This window comes from Christiangramia pacifica, assembly GCF_057221535.1.
Map to the genome: position 1 here is coordinate 650,115 of NZ_CM170146.1, position 26,106 is coordinate 676,220.

Here is a 26,106-nt window from a genome sequence, read left to right on the forward strand (position 1 = left end):
AAAACTAAAATTGAAGATAATGAGAAAAAATATATTAACTCTTGCAGCAGTTCTAACGCTTTCTGTTGGAGTTTCAGCTCAAATAGACCGCAGTAAAATGCCCGAACCGGGACCTGCACCAAAAGTGAATGTAGACGAACCTGAAACCTTTGATCTAGATAATGGATTACAGGTGATGATCGTTGAAAATCACAAATTGCCACGTGTGGCGATGTCTTTAAGATTTGATAATCCTCCGCATTCTGAAGGAGCAAAAGCCGGAGTTTCCGGAATTACAGGAGATCTTCTTGGAACAGGAACTAAGAATATGTCTAAGGACGAGTTCAACGAAAAAGTTGATTACCTGGGAGCAAGACTTAACTTTTATTCTGGTGGAGCCAGTGCAAACACACTTTCTAAATATTTTCCTGAAGTTTTAGCTTTGATGGCAGACGGGATGGTAAATGCACAATTTACCCAGGAAGAGTTTGATAAGTCTAAAGCGAGAACTATAGACGGTTTAAAAAGCAGTGAAAAAGATGTTTCTTACAATGCAAGAAGAGTTCGCTCTGCACTTGCTTATGGAAAAGATCATCCTTACGGTGAGTTTTCTACTCAGGAAACGGTTAATTCCATCGAGCTTGCTGATGTAAAGTCTTACTACAGTAAATGGTTCTCTCCTAAAAACGCCTATTTGGTGGTTGTTGGAGATGTAGACGAAGATGATGTTAAAGACCTTGTGAAGAAGCACTTTTCCAGCTGGAAAGGTAACGCAACTCCAGAAGCGAAATTACCTGAAGTATCTAATGTAGATCAGACTGAGATCAACTTCATAGATATGCCAAATGCAGTACAGAGTGAGATCGCTGTAGTAAACACTATCAATCTTAAGAAAAAAGATGACGATTATTTCCCTGTTCTTGTAGCTAACAAGATCCTTGGTGGAGGTGGTGAAGCAAGACTTTTCCTTAACCTTCGTGAAGATAAAGGATATACATACGGAGCTTACTCAAGCACTGGAAATGATAAATATGCTTCTACTTTCGTTGCTAGCGCTAGCGTAAGAAATGAAGTAACAGACAGTTCTGTGGTTGCATTTTTAGACGAGATCTACAAAATGAGAAACGAACAGGTTACAGATAAGGAGCTGGAAAATGCGAAAGCTAAAATTACTGGTGACTTCGTTCTTTCTCTTGAGCAGCCTTCAACTATTGCAAATTTTGCAATGGAAATTGAAACTGAAGATCTTGATGATAATTTCTACGAAGAATATCTTGAGAAGATCGATGAGGTAACAAAAGAAGATGTGCAAAGAGTTGCCAAGAAATACTTCATGGCAGATAATTCAAGAATTGTAATCGCTGGTAAAGGATCTGATGTTCTTGAGAATCTTGAGAAAATGAATTACAAGGGAAAAACTTTCCCGATCAACTACTACAATAGATTTGGTGAGAAAACTGAGAAGCCTCAGGCTAAAAAGGTAGATCCATCTGTATCTGCTGAAACTGTTTTCAATAAATACATTGAAGCTATTGGAGGTGAAGAAGCCGTAAAATCTGTAGAAAGCGTTGTAATGCTTGCTCAGGCTGAAGTTCAGGGAATGAAATTAGATCTTGAAATGAAAAGAACTAATAATGGTAAAATGAACCAGACCATTTCTATGGGCGGTAATGTGATGAACAAACAGGTATTTGACGGTGAAAGCGGATTTGTAATGGCTCAGGGCCAGAAAATGCCTTTCAATGAGGAGCAGATCAAAGCTGCTAAAGCAGATGCTAATCCTTTCCCGGAACTAACAGTAGGTAATGCTGAAGTTACAGGTATTGAAAAAGTAGATGGTAAAGATGCTTACGTTGTAAAAATTGATGATAGTAACAAAAGCTTCTATTCTGTTGATAGCGGACTTAAAGTTCAGACTGTAAAAACAGTGAGTCAGGCAGGTCAGTCAATGACTATTCCTACCGGATACAGCAACTACCAGGAAGTAAAAGGAGTTAAATTTCCATACACGATTTCTCAAAGCATGGGACCTCAATCTTTTGAGTTCAATGTTTCTGAAATTATGGTGAACGAAGGGATTTCTGAAGAAGATTTCGCTACAGAATAATTCTTCTACCTTCCAAATATAAAGCCCCGTTTTCGGGGCTTTTTTTATGTGGCTTGTTTTCTGAATTTGGATAGAATATCTTTTGATCTGTTTACTATAAATACACCGATCAATATGATAAAAGAAGAAAAAAGCTGCCAGAAACTAAAAACCTCTCCATCCAGAATTCCCCAGCCCAGAGCGACAACCGGAATTGTATAAGTTACCGATGTGGTAAAGACAGGATCTGAAATTTGTACCAGCTTATTAAAAATGATCATGGCCACGCCAGTCCCCACTACTCCAAGAATTCCTACATAAATAAGTGAAGATTCGACCGAACTGTCAAGATCTGAAAATTTAAAACCAGATAAGAATAGAATGATGAGAGCCGGTATTAACAAAACTGAAAAGTTTCCAGCAGTAATTCCCAAAGGAGAAATATCGCTCATCCTAGTTTTCAGAATATTCACATTCATCGCGTAACAGGCAGTTGCCAGAATAACTAAAAAGGAATAAAAATAATTCTGATCAGGATTTATGCTGGCACCACTAAAAATCAATCCTACCGTTCCCAGCAATCCTATAACGACTCCTGCAATTTTATTCTGAGTAAATACTGATCTGAAAAATAGCACTCCAAAGATGAGAGTCAATAATGGTGTGGTAGCATTCAGAATGGATGCGATAGCGCTGTCAATTTCAGTTTCAGCAAAAGAAAAAAGATATACCGGAAAAAATGAGCCAAGGAATCCAGAAAATACGATCCATTTCCACTGCTTTTTGCTAAGCATGCGTAGGCTTTTAAAACCGACGAGGATCAGGAATACAGCTGCAAAAATGATCCTGAAAGAACCTACTTGTAAAGCAGATAAACCGATAAGTGCTTTTTTGATCAGGATAAAAGAGCTTCCCCAAACTAAGGAAAGAATGACCAGATAGATCCATTTTATGTTCTTCAACACCAGAATTTTTAAATGAGAATGCGAAGATATATTTAATGAGCGGATGAAAAATGAAAAATCCATCAAGATCAAATCGAAATGGATTTATATTAAGGTTAACCAGTTTTAATTATTGGTTTTCAATAGGTAGTATCGGGAATTGTTTAAACATTTCATCTCTCTGTCAATTGACAATTCGTCCAGCCTATTATATCATCTCACATCAAGCCACCTGTGACCTTCAGCAAACAAGGAATATTTTTTAGTTTACGATTTCCAGCGTAAACTCTCCATCAGATGTCTGATGTCTTGTTTAAGATACTCGGCAGCCGGAACAATCGAGTCGAAATTGGGAAGACTATTAAAATAGACAGACCCGGTAATAAAGTGGTCTGTACTGTCTGTAAGATAGAATTGAGCCTGGGAAGCGGCATTTCCATCTACCTCGTAAAATATGCCATAGGTATCATGGATCTCATTGGTATAAACATCACCTTCAATCACATCAGCCTTTATAGTATGCTGCAAAGGCAATTTTTGAGCATCCATCAATAAGGAATCGAGATTATTCTGAACAGGCTGATATGTGAGAAAGATCGCTCCATTCATCGCTTTGTAATTGAGATCTATCCAACAAGGAATCCTGTTTCTGGATGGAGATATTTCAGCTTCGGTATTCATTTCAAAAGAATAGGGACAACCGATATCAATTCTTCGGTATTTCGCTTCAGGATAATCCAGGGCAAGGAAACCTTTGGGTTTAGGTTGAGGATCGTCTTTGCAGGAAACACAGAAAAGTAAAATTCCTAAGATTGCAAAAATCAAATTTCTCATACCGGTGCAATACTCAATTTTATTTGTTTGATTCTTTTATCGTCAATCACCTCAATTATAAAGGAATAATTGAGAAATATAATCTCATCATTCTTTTTCGGGAAGCCTCCAGATATCTCCAGTAAAAATCCTGCCAGTGTATCTGCCTCTCCTTTCTGATCTTCAAAGACTGTTGGGTCTTCGATCTTAGCGATCTTATAGAAATCTTTTAAAGGTGTCTTACCCTCAAAAACGAAGTTGTTTTCATCAAGCTTCGAATAAATAAGATCTTCATCATCAAATTCATCACTAATATCTCCTACGATCTCTTCGATGATATCTTCCAGGGAAATCAATCCGCTGGTTCCCCCATACTCATCTACAACGATGGCAAGGTGATTTTTCTTATTCTTGAAGTCATTTAAAAGGTCGTCCAGTTTTTTATTTTCAGGAACAAAATAAGGCTCTCTTAAAAGACTGGTCCATTCAAAATTCTTTTTGTTCAGATATGGCAAAAGATCCTTGATATAGAGAATACCTGTCACATTATCCACATTCTCCTTATATACAGGTATTCTGGAATATCCGTTTTCGATGATCTCCGGAATAATGTCTGAATAATTACTTTCTTCATTCAAAGCGAAAATATCCATTCGAGGTCTCATTACCTGTTTCGTATCTGTATTCCCAAAACTCACGATCCCCTGGAGAATTTTCTGCTCTTCTCGGGTAGTATCTTCTTCACTCGTTAATTCTAGGGCTTGTGAAAGATGATCGATACTAATAAAAGATCTTTGCTTTCCGAATTTATCGTGAAAATATAAAGTAACTGCCCGCATTGGCGTACTTAAAGGTGAGAAAAAACTATCCAGAAAATTTATTGGATAGGCCATAAAATTTGAAAACTGAACCTTGTTCCTGCTGGCGTAAACTTTCGGCAAAATCTCTCCAAACAGGAGAATTAAAAAGGTTACCAGTCCAACTTCAAAAAAGAATCTTAGATCCACACCGTAAACTTCTGTGTTGATCCCGGCAAATAAATCATCAGCGAGACTATCAAAAAGAAGAACTATAGCAATGTTTATAAAGTTATTCGCTACCAGAATGGTGGCGAGAAGCTTTTTAGGCTTTTCAAGAAGATTAATAACGATATTCTGTGTCTTTGATCTCTTTCCATCCTCAGTGATAAAATTCGCCGGAGTAAGAGAAAAGAATGCCACTTCTGCCCCAGAAATTAAGGCAGAACATAGCAATAGCACAAATAAAGATATTAAGCTTATAAGATGGGTAATTCCCATTGTGGTCCACAACAAAAGCAAACTGGGAGGTTCCGAATCCAAAGGCAAAGATTTTAATTAAACTTAGAATGGCAAATCATCTTCCTCTTCTTCCTGGGAATATGACTCATTCTTATTTGCAAAGTTATCATTTTTAGGTTTAGACTGAGTATTTCCAGACATTTGAGAGTTGCCGGAAGGCTCAGCACTAGACTCATTTTTAGGAGTCAGGAAAGTGAATTCTGTACAGTGAATTTCTGTAGAATACTTTTCAGCTCCAGAATCGTCCTGCCATTTACGCGTTTTAATGCGCCCTTCAACATAAACCTTATCTCCTTTTTTCAAATACTTCTCACAGATCTCTGCAGCTTTATTTCTAACAACCACATTATGCCATTCAGTATTCGTAACGCGCTCACCAGTGGTGCGATTCGTATAGCTTTCATTAGTAGCCAGCGGAAATCTTCCTATAGAACCTCCACCTTCAAAATAATGCATTTTCACGTCATCTCCTGTGTGCCCTATCAGCATTACTTTGTTTAATGTACCTGTCATTACTTATATTTTTAGATACCGATCACCGGTAATTTAAATTAAATTTATTCTAAAATACTAAAAATTTCTGCCTGTAATTGCAAAAACGGTCAAAGATATAAACAAGCAACTATTTATAAGCATCCGGAAGGTATTCATTCAGAAAATTTTCGATTAGCACTGGCACAGGGTAATTCTGAACCTCTTCAAGGTGTACAGAATTCACACTTTTTACTTCAGAGTTAATGATCCAGAATCGCGTATGTAAATGTTGGTGAGAAAGCTTATGTATTACAGGCACTTCATTAAAAAGGGTTAACTCAATATTTTCATCAGAAATTAATGATGGGAAATCCTCCAGTTTTCTAAGTTCCTGCTCCTCAATTAGTCCATCTGTTTCTACTAATGGAAATTGATATAATCCATTCCAGATGCCCTTTCCAGTTCTCTGCTCGAGAATCGTTTTCTCATCATCCAGATTAAAAACAAGATAATTGAAATACCTTTTTCTAACTTTTGTTTTCTTCAGCTTAACTGGTAATTCTTTGATCCTGTCATTTTTCAAGGCGAGACATTTATCATCAAAAGGGCAGGTTTCACATTTAGGATTCTGAGGTTTACAATGAAGTGCCCCAAATTCCATGATCGCCTGGTTGAAAGTTGCAGGATCTTGCTTATCCAATAATTCCTGGGCAAGTTTTTTGAATTCCTTGATTCCCTGCGTACTATTTATAGGAGTATCTAAGCCGAAAATTCTTGATAAAACTCTGTATACATTTCCATCTACTACAGCTACAGGTTCATTATAACAAATAGAGGCAATAGCACTGGCAGTATAATCTCCAACACCTTTTAATTTAACCAGTCCATTATAGCTATCCGGGAACTTACCTTTTAACTCGTTCGCAACATAAATTGCAGTTTCATGAAGGTTTCTCGCCCGGGAGTAATAACCCAGTCCCTGCCATAATTTTAATACTTCCTCCAGGGGTGCTTTTGCCAGGTCAAAAACGCTAGGATAAGCTTCAATAAATTTATAATAATAAGGTAAGCCTTGCTCTATTCGCGTTTGCTGAAGCATTATTTCACTAAGCCAGATGTGGTACGGTTCGTGTGTCTTTCTCCAGGGCAGGTCACGTTTATTTTGCAAGTACCAATGTGTCAGTCTTTTGGATAAAACCATATTAAATAAGGAATCTCCGCAATAATAGGAGTTTATTCCGTTATTATTAGTGAATTAGGTTTGAAATATTGCAGATTTAATTCTTATATTTGCCCCCTTGAAAAATTGAAACCCCAATTTATAAATTTAAATAGCACGAAAATGACGAAAGCAGATATCGTAGCAAACATTTCAGAAAAGTTAGGAATGGAAAAAGGAGACGTTCAAGCTACTATTGAATCTTTTATGGATGAAGTAAAAACTTCCCTAGAAAGTGGAGATAATGTTTACCTTCGTGGCTTTGGAAGTTTTGTTGTAAAAACAAGAGCTGAAAAGACCGGAAGAAACATTTCTAAGAACACTACTATCAAAATCCCAGCGCACAATATTCCGGCATTTAAGCCTGCTAAGATTTTTGTAGAAGGAGTTAAATCTAATGTTGAGGTAAAATAATTGATCTCTCCCGCTCTTGCGGGAGGTTTCAAATGAAATAATTATTAATTTAAATGACATTGCACTATGCCAAGTGGTAAAAAAAGAAAAAGACATAAGGTGGCTACGCACAAGCGTAAGAAAAGAAGAAGAGCTAATCGCCACAAGAAAAAGTAGTGTGAAAACTACTTTTTTTATTTAAATCGTTCTTTGAAATCGAAACCCAACAACAGAATTTCTATGTTGTTAAGGTTTCTTCAGGATTCAAAACCTGTGAAAAAATAATGTTTAATCCATCTATGTTTGTTTTATAACAGATATGGATAAAAAATCTGGAAGTGTGGACAAAGAATTAATTATCCGGTCCGAACCTTCTGCTGTAGATTTTGCCTTATTAAAAGATGGAAAACTTATTGAGCTTAACAAGGAAGAAGACAGCAATAAATTTAATGTAGGTGATATCTATATCGCCAAAATTAGAAAAGCTGTTCCTGGGTTAAATGCCGCATTTGTAAATGTTGGCTATGAGAAAGATGGTTTTTTACACTATCATGATCTGGGACCTCAGGTATCTTCTTTGCTGAAGTTCATAAAACGTGTAAGCACAGGTAAATTAAAAGACTATTCTTTAAAGAATTTTACTTTTGAAAAGGATATAGACAAAAACGGCTCTATTGCCGATGTCTTAAAATCAAATCAGTCGCTACTGGTTCAAATCGTAAAGGAACCAATCTCTACAAAAGGCCCAAGAATAAGCTCAGAGCTATCCTTACCCGGCCGTTATATTGTATTAGTACCTTTTTCAAACCGAATTTCAGTTTCTCAGAAAATTGAAAGCAAAGACGAAAAGGAACGCCTAAAGAGACTGGTAAAAAGCATTAAACCCAAAGGTTTTGGGGTTATTGTTAGAACCGTAGCCGAAGGCAAAAAAGTAGCAGAACTGGACAGAGATCTTCAAAATTTAGTAGGTCGCTGGACAGCCATGTGTAAAAAACTGTATAAACCGCATCATCCTTCTAAAGTACTGGGAGAATTGAACAGGGCTTCTTCCCTGCTAAGAGACATTTTTAATGACTCCTTTACTTCTATTTGCGTAGATGATGAAACGCTTTATACCCAAATTAAAGATTATGTGAGCGAGATCGCTCCAGAAAAAGAATCAATCGTAAAATTGCATCAATCCAACCAACCCATTTTCGAGAAGAATGGTATCGAAAGACAAATTAAAACTTCCTTTGGGCGCACCGTTTCCATGAGTAAAGGCGCCTACCTGGTCATAGAACACACCGAAGCCATGCACGTCATCGACGTGAATAGTGGAAACCGTTCTAACAAATCTAAGAACCAGGAAGATACCGCTCTTGAGGTAAATATGATTAGTGCTACCGAAATTGCTCGCCAGTTACGACTACGTGACATGGGAGGAATTATCGTAGTAGACTTCATAGACATGAATAAAGCTGAAAACAGAAAGAAGCTTTATGATCACCTTAGAAATGAAATGAGTGACGACAGAGCAAAACATAAGATTTTGCCACCAAGTAAGTTTGGATTAGTTCAAATTACGAGACAGCGCGTAAGGCCAGAGATGAACATCAAGACCCGTGAGGAAAATCCTAACGGTAATGGTGAAATTGAAGCACCAATAAGTTTGGTGAACAAGATCAAAGTTGACCTTGAAAAACTGATCAAGAAAGAACATAAAAAGATCACGCTTAGCGCACATCCATTTATTGCAGCCTTTTTAACTAAAGGCTTTCCATCTCCCCGATCTAAGTGGTTTGTAGACCACAAAAGATGGGTGAAAATTTTACCTCGCGATGCTTACACGTATTTAGAGTACCACTTTCACGATAAAGACGGGAAAGTGATCAAATAACAAAAAACGCCTTTCAAGCAATTGGAAGGCGTTTTTTTTTGCAATTTTTTAATTTTTTTGCATCGTTTAGCCCATATCACATCATATAATAACTCTATCACTGAGAATCCTGAATAATTAGTAATTAAGCAACAAATCTTTAGTAGTGTTTTAACTCGACACAGAGTCTTTCAGGATTAGATTTATACGTTATTAACCAATAAATATAGAATCATGAAAGATTTAAAAGAGTTATTTGAGCACCAGTTGAAGGATCTATTCAGTGCAGAAAGTCAGCTTATTAAAGCTCTTCCAAAAATGGCAAAGAATTCCCATGATGAGAAACTTAAAAAGGCATTTGAGAGTCATCTTGATGAAACCAAGGAGCACAAAAGTCGCCTCGAGGTAATCTGCAAAGAATTAAACATTAGTCCCAACGGAGAAACCTGCAAAGCTATGAAAGGACTTATTGAGGAAGCAGAAGACTTTTTAAAAGAGGATGCTTCAGAAGAAGTGAGAGATGCAGGCCTGATCGCGGATGCACAGAGAGTAGAGCATTATGAGATTGCCGGATACGGTACGGTAGTTCGATATGCCAAAGAACTTGGACATAAGGATATTGCCGCCAAGCTTCAGAAAACTTTGGATGAAGAATATGATGCAGACAATAAGCTGGATAAACTGGCTGAAGGCCGCCTTAATAAAAAGGCAAAAAAATAGCATCTATTAAGTAGTGAACCATCGAAGCCTTCCTTAACGGAAGGTTTTTTTATAAGTTAAGACTACAGAATTCAATTATAACAAACTAAATAAACTTCAATATTCTATATTTGGAGCATGAGAAAATATTCGGTTTTAGTAAGTATTATCACCCTTATTTTCGGCTTCACTTTCTACGGAGAACCGGTATCTATCAACATTTTCAATACTGAATATATTATTGCCGCTGAAGTTTTGTGTTTTGCAGCCTGGTTTATTTTCAACATAATCTTTCAAATTATCAATCTAAAAAGATACTTCGCCGGAAATGAAGCATGATCAAAAATCATATACGGTAGACGAAGCCATGCAAAAGCTGATGCATTATTGCGCTTATCGTGATCGGTCGCAAAAAGAGGTTGAGACCAAGCTTGATGATATGCGAATGATTCCTGAAGCCAAAGAAAAGATCATAATTAATTTAATGCAGGAAAACTTTCTGAACGAAGAAAGATTTGCTCGTAGCTTTGTAAGAGGAAAATTCAGGATTAAGAAATGGGGACGAATTAAGATTACCCAGGAATTAAAGAAGAAAGAGATCTCGACTCCTATCATTAAACTAGGTCTATCTGAAATAAAAGAATCAGATTACCGAAAAACACTTTATGACCTTGCTGAGAAAAAATCAGAAAAAATATCTGAAATAAACTTATTTAAAAAAAAGAAAAAGCTGGCAGACCATTTACTCAGAAAAGGTTATGAATCTTCTCTGGTTTTTGACTGCGTGAATGAAATTATTGATTGATATCATTCTTTTTATGAGTCCGTTTAATTGCCTGCTCATTTTTATAATCAATCCACTTCTGCCCTCTTATTTTTCTCATATAATTATCAAAATGTCTCATGAAAATGAGATTGTAAACTGCTTTGGAAAAATTAGTCAATGTCCGTGGAGTAGCCCTTAAACTCATAGAAAATCCCGCGGTTAGATAGGTCATATGATGCCAGTATCCTTCGGGCATATAAAGGGTTTCCCCATGATTTAATTCAGTAATATAACCTTTTGCTTTCTCAAGAACAGGAAATTTCTTCAGATCAGGATTGTTAAAATCAATATCCTCCCTGGAAATTAAGGCATGAGGAACTTTATACAGATACTTACTTTCTGAAGGAGGGAATAGTATACATTGCTTCTTTCCGTGGAAATGAAAATGAAGAATATTCGCATAATCGATATCGTAATGCATAAATACCCGCGAATTCTCACCTCCAAAAAACAACATGGGAAGTTGTTTTAGAAATCTTAATCCAACATCAGGAAATTTAAAGTCTTTCTGAAGGCTTGGCACTTCCTTCATAAGATGATAAAGGAAGATCCTGTAATTGGTAGGGCCAGACTTCAAAAGATCAATATAATCGCTCATTTTCATCTTTTCATGAGCTTCATTGAATTTGTATTCGGAAGAAATGGGCCTGTCGTCGTAAAGCGGTACTTCCTTATCGCCTGCTATTTTTTTAATATAATCAAGATTCCATTTTTTAAATGCTGGCCAGTCCTCTATTAGTTCTTCAATTACCACAGGTTTTTGAGGCTGAACATATTCCTTCAGAAAATCGGCCTTAGAGATTTTCTTAATCCTTGGTATTTGTTCTAGATTCATTTTTTCCTGCATCATTCTTCAATTCCAGCATTCCTGTTAGTTCTTTTTATAGCGACCCTGTTTTTATAATCGATCCATTTCTGGCCCCTTAGCTTCCGCATCAGGTTATCATAATTTCTCATAAACAGCAGATTATTCAAAACCTCCGCAATCTTTTTTGGTGATTTTGGCAATGACCTTAAAGTTAATGATAAACTGGGAGTTTCGTATTTTATAAAATGCCACCAGTGGCTTGGAATGTATAAGGCATCTCCATGTTTCAAACGCGCTTCAAAACCTTTAGCCTTAGCCAGCGCCGGATATTTATCGAAGTCAGGATTATCCATATCAATGATCTCCATACTAACGATAGAAAAAGGAACTTTATACAATAGCCCAGTTTGATCTGGCGAATAAAGGATCACTCTCTTTTCCCCGACAAAATTGAAATGAAAATTGTTGGCAAGATCCATATCGTAGTGCATCACCACCTTGGAACCCTCACCGCCAACAAATAGCACCGGCAATTTTTTAAAAAACTTTACTCCAAGATCCGGATATTCAAAATCTTTGACCAGATCAGGGCAATTCTGAAGCAGGTTAAAAAAGAACATTCTTAGATCTGTAGGTCCCTTTTTAAGAATATCAATATACTCCTTGAAAGGAACTTTCATGGCTGGCCCATGGGAATTCTGCCTGCCCTTAGCCGGTTTCCCGTCATATAATGGCACCACGACATCTCCAGCTTTTTCCCTGAAGTATTCAAAACTCCATTTTTTATAAGCGGGCCAATTTTCAGTAAGATCTTCAATGATCACCGGTCTTTCCGGCTGAAAATATTCGCTAAGAAATTCATCTTTCGATAGATTCTTTCTTCTTGGAATATTTTGAAGATCTAATTTCAAAATTCAGGATTTATCTAGGCTTTTGATTTAGCTTTTTGTTGCGCCTCAAGATTTCTTTCGATCTTGTGAGCAGGTCGTGACCATTTTGGCTTTTCACCTTTACTCTTGTATTTGCTATTTTCAGCATCCACGCTTTCCGGCTGAGATTTTTTCTCAAAAGCCTTCTGCGGATTTAACCCAAGCATCTTAAACATTTCCATATCCTCATTTACATCTGGATTTGGAGTGGTTAAAAGCTTATCTCCCGCAAAGATGGAATTTGCCCCAGCAAAAAAGCACATCGCCTGTCCTTCTCTGCTCATCTGGGTTCTTCCTGCTGAAAGTCTCACCTGAGTTTCTGGCATCACAATTCTTGTAGTCGCCACCATTCTTATCATATCCCAGATCGGCACCGGTTGTTGCTCTTCTAAAGGAGTTCCTTCCACAGGAACCAAAGCATTAATCGGCACAGATTCCGGCTGCGGATTTAATGTAGATAGGGCCACTAACATCCCGGCGCGGTCTGCCTCGCTTTCCCCCATTCCTATAATTCCACCGCTACAAACCGTCACATTGGTTTTTCTAACATTTCCAATCGTATCCAGTCTATCCTGGTAACCTCGGGTAGAAATAACTTCTTTATAATATTCTTCGGAAGAATCCAGGTTATGGTTATAGGCATATAACCCTGCTTCAGCTAAACGCTCAGCCTGGTTTTCGGTAAGCATTCCAAGTGTACAGCAAACTTCCATATCAAGTTTGTTAATGGTTCTCACCATTTCCAGAACATTATCGAATTCCTCACCGTCCTTTACATTTCTCCAGGCTGCGCCCATGCATACACGAGAACTACCGGAAGCCTTTGCCCGCAAAGCCTGGGCTTTCACCTGGTTTACGCTCATCAAGTCATTCCCTTCAAGATCTGTATGATATCTGGCTGCCTGTGGGCAATAACCACAATCTTCAGGACAACCTCCTGTTTTTATTGATAGTAGCGTGGACACCTGAACCGTATTTGGGTCATGATGCTCGCGGTGAATCGTTGCTGCTTCGTAAAGCAACTCCATAAAAGGCTTGTTATATATCTCTAGGATTTCTTCTTTGGTCCAGTTGTGTTTAATTGCCATGTAATTCAATTTGTATTCAAAAATAATGAAAACTAAGGTTTATTCAGGAAAGCTTCCGTAAGAATTATAAACGGGAAAGCTAACAATTTCTAGCTTCTTCCAACAAGAATTGAAACTGCATTTCCGCCAAAACCTACAGAATTCACTAAAATATGCTCTAATTTATCTGGTTGTTTCTGAAATTCTGAAAAAGGCACATTCAAAAACTGCTCATTTTCAAGCATCATCACGGCCATTTGAAGGCTCAGGATGCCGGAAGCAGCGAAGCTATGCCCTATTTTCCATTTATTACTTGTAATCGCTGGCATACCTTCTGAAAATACAGATTTCACTGCATTAACCTCAGACAGGTCGCCTCCAATAGTGCCCGGTGCGTGCATCACTACCGCGTCAATTTCGTCTTCACGAAAGCCTTGCATGGCCATTTTCATCGATTTCTGAAGGCATTTTCCATTTTTACTCAGTGATGCACCATGTTTCAAAGTTTCGTTGGCATAACCAATACCTTTGATGATTGCTAGAGATTTTTCATCAACTTTTTTACTCAAAGCGACAATTCCTGCAGCTTCACTCAATATCATTGAGTTTTTAGTCTTATCCATGTCCAGGGATCGGCAGGGATGATCTAGTTTTTCAGAAGCATAGATCTTCATTGCCCGCATTTGTGCGAGCGTGAAACCGGTAAGCGGAGCTTCACTTCCTCCAGCCAGAAAATTATTTGCCATACCGCTTTCCAGCCAGGCAATAGCGTTTAGAATAGAATGCATACCGGTTGAACAGGTAACGCTGTGAGAGAATTCAGGCCCTTCCAGCTGCAGATCCTGCGCGACCCATGAGGAAATATTTCCTAATGTAGTGCTAGGTGAACTGTAAGTTGAAGATTTCCCAGTTTTTATATATTCTTCATGATATTTTTCGAAAAGTCCAGTCGCTCCACGACTGCTTCCAATATTGATACCCGCATCTCTATCTGATATTTCCATTTTCTGAAAAGCAGTTCTGGCAGCAAGAATGGCAAATAAAACCGAATCATCTAGATAACGATATTTCGAATTTTCTGCGCGAAGATCAGAGACTTCTCTTTTTAATTTATCCGGCAGATCACCAGTCCAGGAAATTGAACTTTCCTCTGCTTTAAATTGAAAAAAATGATCTTGAGATAAATAATTTTTCCAGATCTCTTCCGGCGATTTCCCAAGCGGGGAAATCGTTCCAATTGAAGATATAGAAACAGGCGTTTTCAAAAGCTTACTTTTTCGACAAAAATAAGGCTGAAATAACGACTGGCTAAATTTCGGAACCTAAATTCTGCTTCTTTGGCTTAAAATAAAGATTTTTTGTGGAAAGCATTTTTTTCTTTCCGGCAGCGATCTCTCGGATTTCATTCTTTATTTCGGCAGATAATAAATCACCTAATGGCTGGTTTAAACTTTGCACCTTAGTAAATAATGGCTCAAGCAACGTATCCCACTCTTTATATAATTTAAGGATATCGTCGGGATTCACAGTTTTTCGCTCTACACCTTCATCTTCAGGGACAAATGACTCACTTAAATTTAAATATCCATAATCATCGGTAAGCTCTTCATCAATCTCTATATCTCTTATGGCAACTTCAAAATTATAGGCGGTAGAAAGGCAATTGGAATTAAAACTATGATTTACGTATTTGGCGATATCCCAGCAAAGCACATGCTCTCCTTCGCTATTTCGAAAACTATACTTTTCCAGCATCTCCCTGGCCATAGGTTTGTAAGACTCTGGTTCTTCTGGTGCGAAAATCCTATCTAATTCATCCTGAACCCATGTAATGGTTCCTTTAGGAATTTTTCTGGTAGCCACAACACCAAATCCTTTTTCAGCACTTACCCACTTCAACTTTGTATCAGGATGCATCATAATTCTCAGATTAACCTATCTAAATTAGATAAAAATTGAATCCGAATTTGAAAATTATTGCTCTGAAAGAAAATTTTTAAAACTCATCAATCACTGTCTCCAACACTGAATAAATTTTCTGAAGCTCTTGATCTGAAATTACATAAGGCGGAACTATATAGATGGTATTTCCTAGCGGGCGGAGAAAAACGCCTTTATCCATGAAATATTTGAAAAGCCTGTTTCGTAGGCTACCATAACGATCGGTTTCCACATCAAGTTCAAAAGCAAAAATCACTCCTTTTGTTCTAACATTTTTCACTTTGGAATTCGCGGATAATCTCTGACCGAATGACCTATTCGCTTCAGAAATCCTTTTAATGGAATCCTGAATTTCTTCAGATCTTAGCAATTCCACCCCGGCCAGAGCTGCTGCACAGGCTAAAGGATTCGCTGTATAGGTATGTCCATGAAAAAGTCCTTTGGCAATTTCATCTGAATAAAATGCATCATAGATCTTTTGAGAACAAGAAGTAAGGCCCATAGGAAGCAGACCTGCAGTAAGGGCCTTTGACATACAAACAACATCAGGCTTTTCAGACATATAATCTGAAGCGAAATATTTTCCGGTTTTTCCGAAACCAGTCATAACTTCGTCTGCAACAAGCACTATATCATTTTCACGACAGATCTTTAAAATTTCATTCAGTCCCTCTGCATCATGAAATTTCATAGCTGCCGCACCCTGGATCAAAGGTTCGTAAATAAATCCGGCAAATTTATGTTCAGAAATAAGTCGTTTCAAAATTTCTATAACTTCTGAATTGTTTTCTCCGGTAGGGACAGGAATTCGCTCAACCCTAATGAAATGATCTTCAAAAGCGCCATTATAAACAGATAATCCTGAAACGGACATCGCACCAAAAGTATCACCGTGAAAACCTTCTTCGAAAGCAAGCATCACCTTACGATCATTTCCCAGGTTATGATGGTATTGCAGCGCCATCTTAATCCCGATCTCGGTAGCCGTGGAACCATTATCATTAAAAAATAATTTTTGCTGTCCCTCCGGAAGTATATCTACTAAAGCCTCAGAAAGTTTGATCGCAGGTTCGTGCGTGAATCCACTGAAAACAACCTGATCCAGCTTTAGCATCTGCTCGCCTACTTTACTGGTAATGTATGGATTGCAATGCCCGTAAACCGCGGTATACCAGGAAGAAATTCCATCGATATATTCATTGCCCTCATCATCAACCAAAATACAGGCTTTAGCACTCTTGATCGGTAACATTTCCGGGCTCGTTTTATGCTGTGTTAACGGGTGCCACAAATGTCTTTGATCTCTTTCTTTCAGACTCTCCTTTGCCACTTTTATATCTCGCATAATCCTTTTCTAAACTTTTCCGCATATTCTTTAACCACCATTTCATCAAAATAGGGCTCTTCATCAATTCTACCGATGATCTTCACATTACCAATCTTTTTGATCGCAGCTTCGGTAGTTGGATGTTCCGCCCCGCTAAAAATGATACCAATGTTTTCAATTCCCCGATTCTTTAAAGCTTCGATACTTAACAAAGTGTGATTAATACTTCCTAGATAATGCCTGGAAACAAGGATCACATGGTCATTTTTATTGATAAGATCTGCAATAACTTCCTTATCATTCAATGGAACCATTAGTCCGCCTGCACCTTCAATAACCAGATCTTTTTCAGAATCCGGTCTTTTTATCTCGGAAATCTTGATCTGAACACCATCTATTTCAGCAGCAGCGTGAGGACTCATAGGTGTTTTTAAAGCAAAAGCATTCTCAAAAAAATTAGATTCTTTATTGCTTACCATTTTTCTCACTTTATGAGAATCTGAATTTTCCAGGTCTCCAGCCTGTATCGGTTTCCAGTAATCTGCTTTCAGAGCCTCGGTCACTATTGCTGAAACCACTGTTTTTCCAACTTCGGTTCCAATACCTGTAATGAAAAATGTATTCGGCATTATTTAGAATTTGCCACAAAATTACCCAAGACTTTTAAGACCTCCGAGATTTCCTCGAAAGAATTATAACTATGAACGCAAAATCTTAATCTTTCGCTGCCTTTGGCAACAGTTGGTGACAGAATAGGTTTTACATTGAAGCCATTATCTTCTAATAACTTGGCTGCAATTTTCACATTATCGTTTCCAGAAATCACGCAAGCCTGGATCGCAGAATCTGAATCAATAAATATTTCAGAAAGCCCCTTTTTTTCAACCTCACTTCGGAAATGTTGAATATTATATTCAAGCTTTTCTAAGGCTGAAGGATCTTTTTCCAAAAACCGATATGCTGCGCTTATAGTAGCCACCGAATGTGGAGAAAGCGCAGTAGTATAGATCAAACTACGGGAAAAATTAATCAGGTAATCTTTGAAATCTTTTGAACCCAGGACCACGGCACCATGACAACCCATAGCTTTTCCGAAAGTATGAATACGGGCAAAAATCTTGTTTTCCAGGTTTAGTTCCTGTACCAATCCGGCACCTTTTTTCCCGATGACACCAGTAGCGTGGGCTTCGTCAATGACTAAATTAGCATTATAAGCTTCAGAAATATTAACCAGAGTTTGCAATCCCGGTGAATCCCCATCCATGGAAAATACAGATTCCGTAACTATATAAATCTCCGAATCTTCAACAAGGGTTTTTAAGCGTTCCAGTTTTTCCTGGAGATCACTAAAATCGTTATGCCTGAATTTGAAGCTTTTCGCCAGACTCATTTTCAATCCGTCACGAATGGATGCATGCGAATATTCATCGTAGAAGATAAGATCGTTCTTCTGAGGTACTGCGGAAAAAAAACCTAGATTGGCATCATACCCGGAATTATAAATTAGAGCTGCCTGTGAATTATGAAAACTGGCTAATTGATTTTCCAGTATTTGAAACAAAGGATGATTCCCTGAAAGTAATCTTGAACCTGTAGCACCATTTATTTCACCATATTCCTGCAATAGCTTTCCTGCATTTCCAGCAATAATCCCGGATCTTGAAAATCCCAGATAGTCATTTGAAAAAAAATCCACTCCCTTCGAATTTGATAATAATTTTCGAAATGAGTTATCTTTCTTTCTGCTCTCGAGTTTTTTTTCTAATTTCTTCGGCAACTTTCGCATGGAAACAAAAATACACATTCATTCTATTAAACTATGAACTGGGAATTATTTGCACTTAGAGCCACTTTAGCAACCATAGCCGGACTTATTATTGGTCTGGAACGGGAAATACAGGGAAAGGAGGCTGGTTTAAAAACAAATGCCCTGGTTGCTCTGGGATCAGCCTTATTTATTTTGATGTCTCTAGACTTCGAGGGAGATAAGTATGTGGATATCACCCGTGTGCTAGGTCAGATCGTAGTGGGAATAGGTTTTATTGGAGCTGGAACCATTCTGGAAAAACAGCGCAAAGTAAAAGGTTTAACTACGGCAGCGACCGTATGGTGTAGTGCAGCTTCCGGATGTTTAGCCGGTTTCGGGATGTATACCGAACTTGGAATTGTAAGCGGTATTATTCTTATCATTAATCTAGTGTTCGGATATATTGAGCATAAAATGAAGAAGAAAGCCAAGGAAGAAGAAAATAATGAGGATGAAGAAGATTAAACTCAGATCTTACTTATCCATCTTTGTATGGTCCACATTATCTTCAGGAGTATCATCTACCACACTTTTTAGAATGTGAGTATTCTTCTGATATTTCCCTCTAAGTTCGTCCATAACCGATTTATCCCATAATTTCACCCCAATAAAATAGGAAGCCCTTCCAATTAAATGCGCACTTACAGGAGCAGTAAGGAAAAGGAACAGGATAATTACGAACGCCTGCGAAGTCACATCGGCATTACTAAAATAAACGGTAGTAGACATCAAAACCAGTCCAACACCGAGGGTTGCTGCTTTTGTGGTCACTGAAATTCTTAAATAAGTATCTGGCATTCTAACCAGCCCTATCGCTGCAAAAAGAACGAAAAGAGCACCAAAAGTCGCTATTGCTCCTATTATTATATCTATCATTTTCTTTTCCTTTTTTCGAGATAATAAGATAAAGCTACCGTACTTAAAAAGGCGATCAAGGCCAAAATAAGTGCCGTATCCATTAAGGTTGACTGATTATAGATAATACTATAAACGGCAATTACACCAATCCCAGTAGTAATAAGAAGGTCTAGCGCCACAATCTTATCTGCTATGCTCGGGCCTTTGATAAAACGCCATAAAATTAGCACTGCTGATACTACCAGCACCGGTAAGATGATATAATGTAAATATTCGAATAGCGTCATGATAATACCTCCATTATTCTACGTTCAAATCCATCCTTTATACTACGAATAAATTTATCTCTATCTTTAATGTACATCGCATGTACAAAAAGCACCTTCTTATCGTTAGACACATCGAGACTCAAAGTTCCCGGAGTTAACGAGATCATATTTGCCAGAACCGTAATCCCAATATCAGATTTCACATCTAAAGGAACCATAATGATCCCTGGAGTCATATTCAGTCTTGGTGTAATTACCTCGTAGGCAACTTCGATATTTGCTTTAATAAGCTCATATAAAAAGAAAACCAGCAATATGATGATCTTCGGAACAATGAGAAAATACTTGCTTCTCTTACGACCTACAGTGATCAACCAAAGAATATGGAAATTCAGGAAGAATCCAAAAAGATAATTTTCGAATGAAAAATCTCCTGTCAGGGCAACCCAGACAAAGGTCAATAATATGTTCGAAAGAAATTTATTCTTCATTATTCCTTAATTCTTCGATTTTAATACCGCATCAATATATCCCTGACTATTCACCAGCTCATCTGCAATCCTTGCTGATAATTCCTGAATATGTTCTGCACCAAAACCTATGTACAAAGATACAATACTCAATAAAGCCACAGGAACGATGAATTGCATTCTCTTCGCTTTGGTCATTTTTGAAAAATAGCCAAAGTTGCTTCTCAATGGAAGTTCTTTATCTTCTTTCCAGAAAACTTCTGCCCATAATTTCGCGATGATCACCAGAGTAATGAAACTCGCAAAAATGATCGCTCCAACAGTAATATAAGATTCATTTGTAAAACCTGCTTTTATCAGGTTTATCTTCGGCCAAAAACCTGAAAGCGGCGGAATACCAACCAATGAAAACAATGGAATGAACAACAGTAAACTGATCTTAGGCCAATTTGCATAAATCCCTCCAAGGTCACGCATGCTATTAGTTCCTTTGATTCTATATACTACCCCGCTAAGCATAAACAGGTTTGTCTTCACGATAATGTCATGGATAAGATAGAAAATAGCACCGGCAATGGCAATTTCTGTAAACATCCCAAGCCCGGCGATCATATATCCAATATGACAAATGATTAGATAAGAAAATACCTTTCTCATGTTATTCTGAACCAATGCGCCAATTCCTCCACTTACCAGTGTAAGAATGGCAATGATCATGATAATATTATTCAGGAACGGATCATCCACGAATATCAAAGTAAATACCCTGATCAACGCATAAACTCCAACCTTGGTAAGCAATCCTCCGAAAATTGCCGAAACAGCAAAAGGAGGAGTATGATAAGATGCAGGTAACCAGAAATAAAGCGGGAATACACCAGCTTTAATTCCGAAGCCTATTAAAAACAATAATGCAGTGATTTGAACGAGTCCGCGGTTTTCTACCATTGCGATCTGCCCGGCAAGATCAGCCATATTTAAACTTCCAGTGATTCCGTAAAGAACAGCAATGGCTGTAAGAAATATCATGGATGCAAGAATATTCAGCGTAAAATATTTTACTGCTCCTTCCAGCTGTGCTTTTTCTCCTCCAATAGTAATCAATACAAAGGAACTGATAATGATGATCTCGAACCAGACATATAGATTGAAGATATCACCGGTTAAAAACGCTCCATTCAGCCCAAGTAATAGAAAATGATATATGGGAAAATAGCCAAATCTAAGCCTGTCTTTCAAAACAGATGCACCTGAAAAAATGGAGACGGCAAGTCCTGAAATGGCTGTTAACAATACCAATGTCGCTGAAAGCATATCGGCCACAAATGTGATCCCGAAAGGTGCTTCCCAATTTCCCGCCTGTACAGTCTGTGTTCCGTTATTCCAGATAAATGTAAAAACCCAGATAGCAAGTCCCAGACTAAGCACGCTTCCAATGACACTAAAAATCTTCTGAAACCTGATTTTAGACCAGCCGAACATCAGTATGATACTGATGGCCATCTGAAGAAATAATGGATATAATATTAATTGTTCGCTCATGAATCTTCGTCGGTTGCGTTCATTTCATCAAGATCATCAGTTCTAACCACAGTATGGGCTCTTTTGACCAATACGATCGCAAAAGACTGAAGACCAAAACTAATAACGATTGCTGTAAGAATTAGGGCCTGCGGAACTGGATCTGCAAAGGCTTCAGCAAAAACTTTTGCATCACCCGGAATTATAGGTGGTGCACCTTTTGTAATTCTCCCCAATAAAAATATGAGAAGGTTAGCACCGTTCCCCAATAGGATAATCCCGATGATCAATTTTACCATGCTTCGGCGAAGCATCATATAGATACCCGTTCCATATAAAATTCCTACCATTAATGCTAAAAGGATCTCCATATCAGGCCGATTCTGAAATTGTAAAAATTATGGTTAAGGTCACCCCGTTCACTACGAGGTAAACACCTATATCAAAAAATAATGCTGATCCCACATAACCTAAGATCGCTACAGCCTCGTGCGACCATAGCCCAGTCATAAAAGGCAAATCGAACAAAGCAACGGGTGCAAAACCACTTAAAAATGAAATGGCAAGTCCCACAGGTAATAAAAAGCCCGGATGCATGATCAAAAGTTCCTTTGTTTTATTCAATCCGTTCGCAAACGAATGCAGGATAAATGCAATTGAAGCAATTAAACCACCTACAAATCCACCTCCAGGCAGATAGTGCCCGCGAAGAAGAATAAAAATAGAAAACACCAACAATACCGGTAATAGGTAGTTTGAAGCTGTTTTTAAAATTATGGTAGTTCGCATGCTTTATTTTTTCTTTTTATCATTTTCGATATTAAGACTTTGATCTGCATACCTTCTTCTATCTTTCATCTTAAGTCTTAATTTCATCAAACCGAATACACCAACTGCCGCGATCGATAATACCGAAATCTCAATCAATGTGTCTGCTCCCCTGAAGTCTACCAGGATCACATTCACCACGTTCTTTCCATGAGCCTCAATATAAGAGTTTGCAGCATAAAAGTCACCAACCTCCTTACTTACCGGTTCAGATAATACTTCTAATGCCAGGGTGGTAATGATCAATCCAAAAATGGTTGACAGAATACCATCTCTCAATCTGGTCTTATAATCTGAAAGTTTCAGGTATTTTGGAAGTTTATAAAGAACCAGTACAAAAAGGATCACCGTAAGGGTGTCGATCGAAAACTGCGTCATCGCAAGATCTGGCGCACTATAAAAAACGAAGATCAGACAGATGGAAAGTCCTACTACTCCCATAGCCGCGACTGCCGCCAGCCTGGATTGCGTAAACACAGTATAAAATATTCCGGCGATCAGAATTAATGTGGTGGTAATTTCATAAACCGTGATCTTGGAAAGTGAATTATAGTCAATCGCAAATCGTGTATTTCCAATCATGATATACCCAACTAACACAACAAGGAAAAGAATGATGATCGAAATATAATTTCTCAGGTAACCATTCTGAAAGAAATTAGTCCAGAAATTAGAAATCACGACAAATAATTTATTGAATTTATTCAGAATAGTTTCCGGAGCAATGAAATCCAGTCTAGCAATTCCGTTTTCAAGTTTTTTCGAAGGTTTTATTATAAAATATAATGCAGTTCCGACTCCGATCGTTATCAAACTTAGAATAAAGATCAGGTTAAAACCGTGCCATAACGCCAGATGAATTTCAGAAGCATCGGCTCCCATGGCTTCTACCACAGGTTTGATCAAAGCAGATTCTATTATGAATGGAGCAACACCAAATATAACTCCCAAACTTGCAAGCAATAAAGGCGGTCCCCACATAACAAATCCTGGCATTTTCACATTTGCATGTTCTTCGGGCAACTTACCTGTGAAAGGTTTGATTCCAGCCACAAATCCGGCATAAAGAAGCAAGATCTTGGTAAGCACTATCGCGATCATCAGGAAGATGACAAGATTTTCAGCATGATAGGAAGCCTCGTATGTCAATTCCTTTCCAACAAATCCAATAGTTGGAGGAATACCTGCGCTAGAAATCGCTGCCAAAATTCCGGCAATACCAACCGGAAGCATAATTTTATTGAGTCCGGAAAGCCTGGTGATATCCCGTGTATGTGTTTGATGATCTATAATTCCAGTAACCAGGAAAAGAGTGGCTTTATATAGCGCATGAACGATTATAAAAACGGCCGCTGCAAGAAATGCCTCCTGAGTACCAAGTCCGGTTAGAAAAACAAGAATACCTAATGCTGAAATCGTGGAATACGCCAGAACTCCTTTTAAGTCGGTTCTGAAAAGTGTATGGATTGCAGAATACAGCATAGTAAATCCTCCGACCAGGATAAGTGTGGTATTCCAAATTTCTTCACCTCCAAGTACCGGAGTAAAACGCATTAGAAGATATACACCGGCTTTTACCATCGTTGCAGAATGCAGGTAAGTTGAAACCGGCGTTGGAGCCTTCATCGCTCCTGGTAGCCAGAAATGAAACGGGAACTGGGCTGATTTTGTAAATGCAGCACCGAATATGAACAATACCGCAAGAAAATACAATTCGTTTCCTCTTATAGCCTCACTCATAGTGAGCATTTCTGAAATGCTGTAGGTTCCGGTAATATTGTTAAGCAGCAATGCTCCGGCTAAGAGAAACAATCCACCAATACCGGTAATTCCAAGCGCGGTCATAGCCGACTTTCTCGAGGCCGGATTCGTATTATTAAATCCGATCAAGAAGAAAGATGAAATACTAGTCAACTCCCAGAAAACGAACAAGGTGATCATGTTATCTGAAAGCACTAATCCCAGCATGGCTCCCATAAATGATCCTAGATAACCATAAAATCTATCAAGATATCCGTGACCTTTCAGGTAGGAGGAAGTATAGGCAAAAACCAGGAATCCAATTCCGGTGATCATCAGGGAAAACAGCAATGACAGGCCGTCAAGCTTAAATCCAAGATCAACTCCGAAGGATGGAATCCATTCGTAAGATCTCATAATCACCTCTCCATTTGAAATGCGAGAAATGAATTGAGTGAAATAAACAAAAAGTCCCAAAGGAACTAATGATGCAAGGATTGACAGCTTACCTTTAAAAAATTTCCCCGCGAAAACGAGAAAAATAGAGAATAAAAAACCTGTAAGAATTGCGGTAAGCATGCTTAGTAAAATCTGTTTTGGGCAAATATAATAGTTATTATTGAAGAATTACTTGCTGCGATTCAGTTAATACAATAGAATAAAAGTGATCTAAACATTTATTAATAATTCAATATATCACTGAAAAATTTAAAAGAATAACATGAGAATTCCTGAAAAGTCTGAATAAAAGAAAAAGATTTTCAATTTTTTTATTGTTTTACGATAATTAAGTGTAGGTTTGTTATCGTAAAACAATAATTTTATGAAGCCACCGAAATTTCTGAAAAACATAATTACCATAGTTTATTATTACATTCTTCTCAAATTAGTTTTGACCGGTCTGGCGTTTATATATTTCTTATTTGAAGGAAGTGCAAAACTAAGCTCTCTAAAGTATATTGATATTGTGACTTCAGAGAGATCTGCAAAAGAGGGTGTTTTATTTTTCAGTTTAGAAATGATCTACACCATCATTATTTTTTTCGTCGTCTATATTATTAGAAAACTAATTAAAGACCTGGAGAAAGAAAGACTCTACAGTAAATTACAAATTTCAGGATTGAATCTGGCTGGTAAATTGATCATAGGAGTCGTAATACTTCAAATTATAACTGAATTTATACTAACCATTGTTTTTGACAATAGACTGGAGGTTAGTGTCTCTTTTGAAAATGACCTTGGAAATCCATTCCTGGTAATTACGATTGGTCTTTTCCTGATCTATCTGAGTAAAATATTTAAAAATAGCGCGCGCCTACAAGCAGAAAACGAATTAACCGTTTAATTCATAATTACCTCATGAATAAAAATACGCTTTTAAGTATCGCTTCAGGTTTGTGTTCAATAACTCGAGTAATCTTATTAATTACTGTTTTAGCAAGCACCATGTTTTCAATTCAGTTTCTCATGGATTCTTCGGCTTACAGCGATTTCAAGATCACCGTACCTGAAAGCTCATCCAGTCTAAAAATCGAATTTCAAGATTTAGCAGGGGAAACAGCTGTTGACCTTGATAAATTGAATCTTAGTGATTGGAATACCAGTTCAGTTATTTTCACCTATTTTCAATTCATAGGGATTTTAACCCTTGTTTATCTAGGTGTCGGAGAATTTGAAAACGTGCTGAAATCCGTAAAAAGATTGAAAACTTTTGAAAATACTAATGAACAAGCATTTAGAAAGATCGGTTTTTATTGTATAATCTTAACCCTAGTTACCACAATCACCTATTTGCAGTTTGGAAATTATAGTCTGAGTCGATTTTCAATTTCTTTTAATTACCTAGGATTTGCACTTTTTGCTTTTATCCTTTCTGAAGTTTTTAAGGAAGGAAACACTTTAAAAACTGAAAACGATCTAACAATTTAGGT

29 protein-coding genes are annotated in these 26,106 nt (G+C 37.7%); 9 read left to right on the plus strand and 20 right to left on the minus strand.

Annotated elements, in window-relative coordinates; translation table 11 throughout:
• Positions 1-19 precede the first annotated feature (19 nt).
• A complete protein-coding gene (locus AC2S94_RS03055; RefSeq protein ID WP_484630041.1) occupies positions 20-2,086 on the plus strand; it encodes a M16 family metallopeptidase in 2,067 nt (688 codons plus the stop codon).
• Positions 2,087-2,130: 44 nt separating this feature from the next.
• Here AC2S94_RS03055 and AC2S94_RS03060 read toward each other — a convergent pair whose 3' ends face one another.
• The 5 genes from AC2S94_RS03060 to mutY form a co-directional block, all read right to left on the minus strand.
• The gene (locus AC2S94_RS03060; RefSeq protein WP_484630042.1) at positions 2,131-3,027 is read right to left on the minus strand and encodes a DMT family transporter; all 897 of its coding nucleotides are present in this window, start codon (positions 3,025-3,027) and stop codon (positions 2,131-2,133) included.
• Between the two features lie 249 nt (positions 3,028-3,276).
• Positions 3,277-3,843, minus strand: coding sequence for a gliding motility lipoprotein GldD (gene gldD, locus AC2S94_RS03065; protein WP_484630043.1), 567 nt, complete (start codon positions 3,841-3,843; stop codon positions 3,277-3,279).
• On the minus strand, positions 3,840-5,162 hold the full coding sequence (locus AC2S94_RS03070; protein WP_484630044.1) for a gliding motility-associated protein GldE: 1,323 nt from the start codon (positions 5,160-5,162) through the stop codon (positions 3,840-3,842). Before AC2S94_RS03070 ends, gldD begins: the two co-directional genes overlap by 4 nt.
• Positions 5,163-5,183: 21 nt before the next feature.
• A complete protein-coding gene (locus AC2S94_RS03075) occupies positions 5,184-5,654 on the minus strand; it encodes a single-stranded DNA-binding protein (protein ID WP_484630045.1) in 471 nt (156 codons plus the stop codon).
• Between the two features lie 109 nt (positions 5,655-5,763).
• Positions 5,764-6,816: an A/G-specific adenine glycosylase gene (gene mutY, locus AC2S94_RS03080; protein ID WP_484630046.1), complete on the minus strand. Its 1,053-nt coding sequence runs from the start codon at positions 6,814-6,816 to the stop codon at positions 5,764-5,766.
• 141 nt (positions 6,817-6,957) lie between these two features.
• Here mutY and AC2S94_RS03085 point away from each other — a divergent pair, with 141 nt between their 5' ends.
• The 5 genes from AC2S94_RS03085 (at position 6,958) to AC2S94_RS03105 (ending at position 10,589) form a co-directional block, all read left to right on the plus strand.
• The gene (locus AC2S94_RS03085) at positions 6,958-7,248 is read left to right on the plus strand and encodes an HU family DNA-binding protein (protein WP_011711414.1); all 291 of its coding nucleotides are present in this window, start codon (positions 6,958-6,960) and stop codon (positions 7,246-7,248) included.
• A 319-nt stretch (positions 7,249-7,567) separates the two neighbouring features.
• Positions 7,568-9,106 carry an Rne/Rng family ribonuclease gene (locus tag AC2S94_RS03090; protein ID WP_484630892.1) on the plus strand — a complete coding sequence of 513 codons (1,539 nt, stop codon included), beginning with the start codon at positions 7,568-7,570 and terminating at the stop codon, positions 9,104-9,106.
• A 213-nt stretch (positions 9,107-9,319) separates the two neighbouring features.
• Positions 9,320-9,805: a YciE/YciF ferroxidase family protein gene (locus AC2S94_RS03095; RefSeq protein ID WP_484630047.1), complete on the plus strand. Its 486-nt coding sequence runs from the start codon at positions 9,320-9,322 to the stop codon at positions 9,803-9,805.
• Between the two features lie 117 nt (positions 9,806-9,922).
• Positions 9,923-10,123, plus strand: a complete 201-nt coding sequence (locus AC2S94_RS03100; protein WP_484630048.1) for a hypothetical protein — start codon at positions 9,923-9,925, stop codon at positions 10,121-10,123.
• Positions 10,113-10,589, plus strand: a complete 477-nt coding sequence (locus tag AC2S94_RS03105) for a regulatory protein RecX (protein ID WP_484630049.1) — start codon at positions 10,113-10,115, stop codon at positions 10,587-10,589. The genes AC2S94_RS03100 and AC2S94_RS03105 overlap by 11 nt, the downstream gene beginning before the upstream one ends.
• On the opposite strand, the gene AC2S94_RS03110 is transcribed toward AC2S94_RS03105, so the two are convergent.
• The 8 genes from AC2S94_RS03110 to AC2S94_RS03145 form a co-directional block, all read right to left on the minus strand.
• Entirely contained in the window at positions 10,579-11,445 is an 867-nt protein-coding gene (locus AC2S94_RS03110) for a cupin-like domain-containing protein (protein ID WP_484630050.1), read from the minus strand. The two genes, AC2S94_RS03105 and AC2S94_RS03110, sit on opposite strands and share 11 nt — an antisense overlap.
• 11 nt (positions 11,446-11,456) lie before the next feature.
• Positions 11,457-12,329 (minus strand): cupin-like domain-containing protein, encoded by an 873-nt coding sequence (locus AC2S94_RS03115; protein WP_484630051.1) that lies wholly within the window; start codon positions 12,327-12,329, stop codon positions 11,457-11,459.
• A gap of 14 nt (positions 12,330-12,343) precedes the next feature.
• Complete coding sequence (gene bioB / locus AC2S94_RS03120) at positions 12,344-13,435, minus strand: biotin synthase BioB (protein WP_484630052.1); 1,092 nt, start codon at positions 13,433-13,435, stop codon at positions 12,344-12,346.
• Positions 13,436-13,524: 89 nt separating this feature from the next.
• Positions 13,525-14,679 (minus strand): beta-ketoacyl synthase N-terminal-like domain-containing protein, encoded by a 1,155-nt coding sequence (locus AC2S94_RS03125; RefSeq protein WP_484630053.1) that lies wholly within the window; start codon positions 14,677-14,679, stop codon positions 13,525-13,527.
• 43 nt (positions 14,680-14,722) lie between these two features.
• The gene (locus tag AC2S94_RS03130; protein WP_484630054.1) at positions 14,723-15,334 is read right to left on the minus strand and encodes an SET domain-containing protein; all 612 of its coding nucleotides are present in this window, start codon (positions 15,332-15,334) and stop codon (positions 14,723-14,725) included.
• A 76-nt stretch (positions 15,335-15,410) separates the two neighbouring features.
• The gene (bioA, locus tag AC2S94_RS03135) at positions 15,411-16,700 is read right to left on the minus strand and encodes an adenosylmethionine--8-amino-7-oxononanoate transaminase (protein WP_484630055.1); all 1,290 of its coding nucleotides are present in this window, start codon (positions 16,698-16,700) and stop codon (positions 15,411-15,413) included.
• Entirely contained in the window at positions 16,688-17,311 is a 624-nt protein-coding gene (gene bioD / locus AC2S94_RS03140) for a dethiobiotin synthase (RefSeq protein WP_484630056.1), read from the minus strand. Before bioD ends, bioA begins: the two co-directional genes overlap by 13 nt.
• Entirely contained in the window at positions 17,311-18,468 is a 1,158-nt protein-coding gene (locus AC2S94_RS03145; RefSeq protein WP_484630893.1) for an aminotransferase class I/II-fold pyridoxal phosphate-dependent enzyme, read from the minus strand. Before AC2S94_RS03145 ends, bioD begins: the two co-directional genes overlap by 1 nt.
• Positions 18,469-18,501: 33 nt before the next feature.
• Between AC2S94_RS03145 and AC2S94_RS03150 the strand changes: the two genes are divergently transcribed.
• Positions 18,502-18,954, plus strand: coding sequence for an MgtC/SapB family protein (locus AC2S94_RS03150; RefSeq protein WP_484630057.1), 453 nt, complete (start codon positions 18,502-18,504; stop codon positions 18,952-18,954).
• 9 nt (positions 18,955-18,963) lie between these two features.
• Here the strand turns inward: AC2S94_RS03150 and mnhG are convergent, their stop codons facing one another.
• The 7 genes from mnhG to AC2S94_RS03185 are packed head-to-tail and all read right to left on the minus strand — an operon-like array spanning position 18,964 to position 24,754.
• Positions 18,964-19,365: a monovalent cation/H(+) antiporter subunit G gene (mnhG, locus tag AC2S94_RS03155; RefSeq protein ID WP_484630058.1), complete on the minus strand. Its 402-nt coding sequence runs from the start codon at positions 19,363-19,365 to the stop codon at positions 18,964-18,966.
• Positions 19,362-19,634 (minus strand): cation:proton antiporter, encoded by a 273-nt coding sequence (locus AC2S94_RS03160; protein WP_484630059.1) that lies wholly within the window; start codon positions 19,632-19,634, stop codon positions 19,362-19,364. The genes mnhG and AC2S94_RS03160 overlap by 4 nt, the downstream gene beginning before the upstream one ends.
• A complete protein-coding gene (locus AC2S94_RS03165; RefSeq protein WP_484630060.1) occupies positions 19,631-20,107 on the minus strand; it encodes a Na+/H+ antiporter subunit E in 477 nt (158 codons plus the stop codon). Before AC2S94_RS03165 ends, AC2S94_RS03160 begins: the two co-directional genes overlap by 4 nt.
• Before the next feature lie 6 nt (positions 20,108-20,113).
• Positions 20,114-21,628, minus strand: coding sequence for a proton-conducting transporter transmembrane domain-containing protein (locus AC2S94_RS03170; protein ID WP_484630061.1), 1,515 nt, complete (start codon positions 21,626-21,628; stop codon positions 20,114-20,116).
• A complete protein-coding gene (locus AC2S94_RS03175; protein WP_484630062.1) occupies positions 21,625-21,978 on the minus strand; it encodes a Na+/H+ antiporter subunit C in 354 nt (117 codons plus the stop codon). The genes AC2S94_RS03170 and AC2S94_RS03175 overlap by 4 nt, the downstream gene beginning before the upstream one ends.
• 1 nt (position 21,979) lies before the next feature.
• The gene (locus tag AC2S94_RS03180; protein ID WP_484630063.1) at positions 21,980-22,396 is read right to left on the minus strand and encodes an MnhB domain-containing protein; all 417 of its coding nucleotides are present in this window, start codon (positions 22,394-22,396) and stop codon (positions 21,980-21,982) included.
• Positions 22,397-22,399: 3 nt separating this feature from the next.
• Positions 22,400-24,754, minus strand: a complete 2,355-nt coding sequence (locus AC2S94_RS03185) for a putative monovalent cation/H+ antiporter subunit A (RefSeq protein ID WP_484630064.1) — start codon at positions 24,752-24,754, stop codon at positions 22,400-22,402.
• Positions 24,755-24,998: 244 nt separating this feature from the next.
• Between AC2S94_RS03185 and AC2S94_RS03190 the strand changes: the two genes are divergently transcribed.
• Positions 24,999-25,520 (plus strand): DUF2975 domain-containing protein, encoded by a 522-nt coding sequence (locus tag AC2S94_RS03190; protein ID WP_484630065.1) that lies wholly within the window; start codon positions 24,999-25,001, stop codon positions 25,518-25,520.
• Positions 25,521-25,642: 122 nt separating this feature from the next.
• On the plus strand, positions 25,643-26,104 hold the full coding sequence (locus AC2S94_RS03195; RefSeq protein ID WP_484630066.1) for a DUF2975 domain-containing protein: 462 nt from the start codon (positions 25,643-25,645) through the stop codon (positions 26,102-26,104).
• The last annotated feature ends 2 nt before the right edge of the window (positions 26,105-26,106 follow it).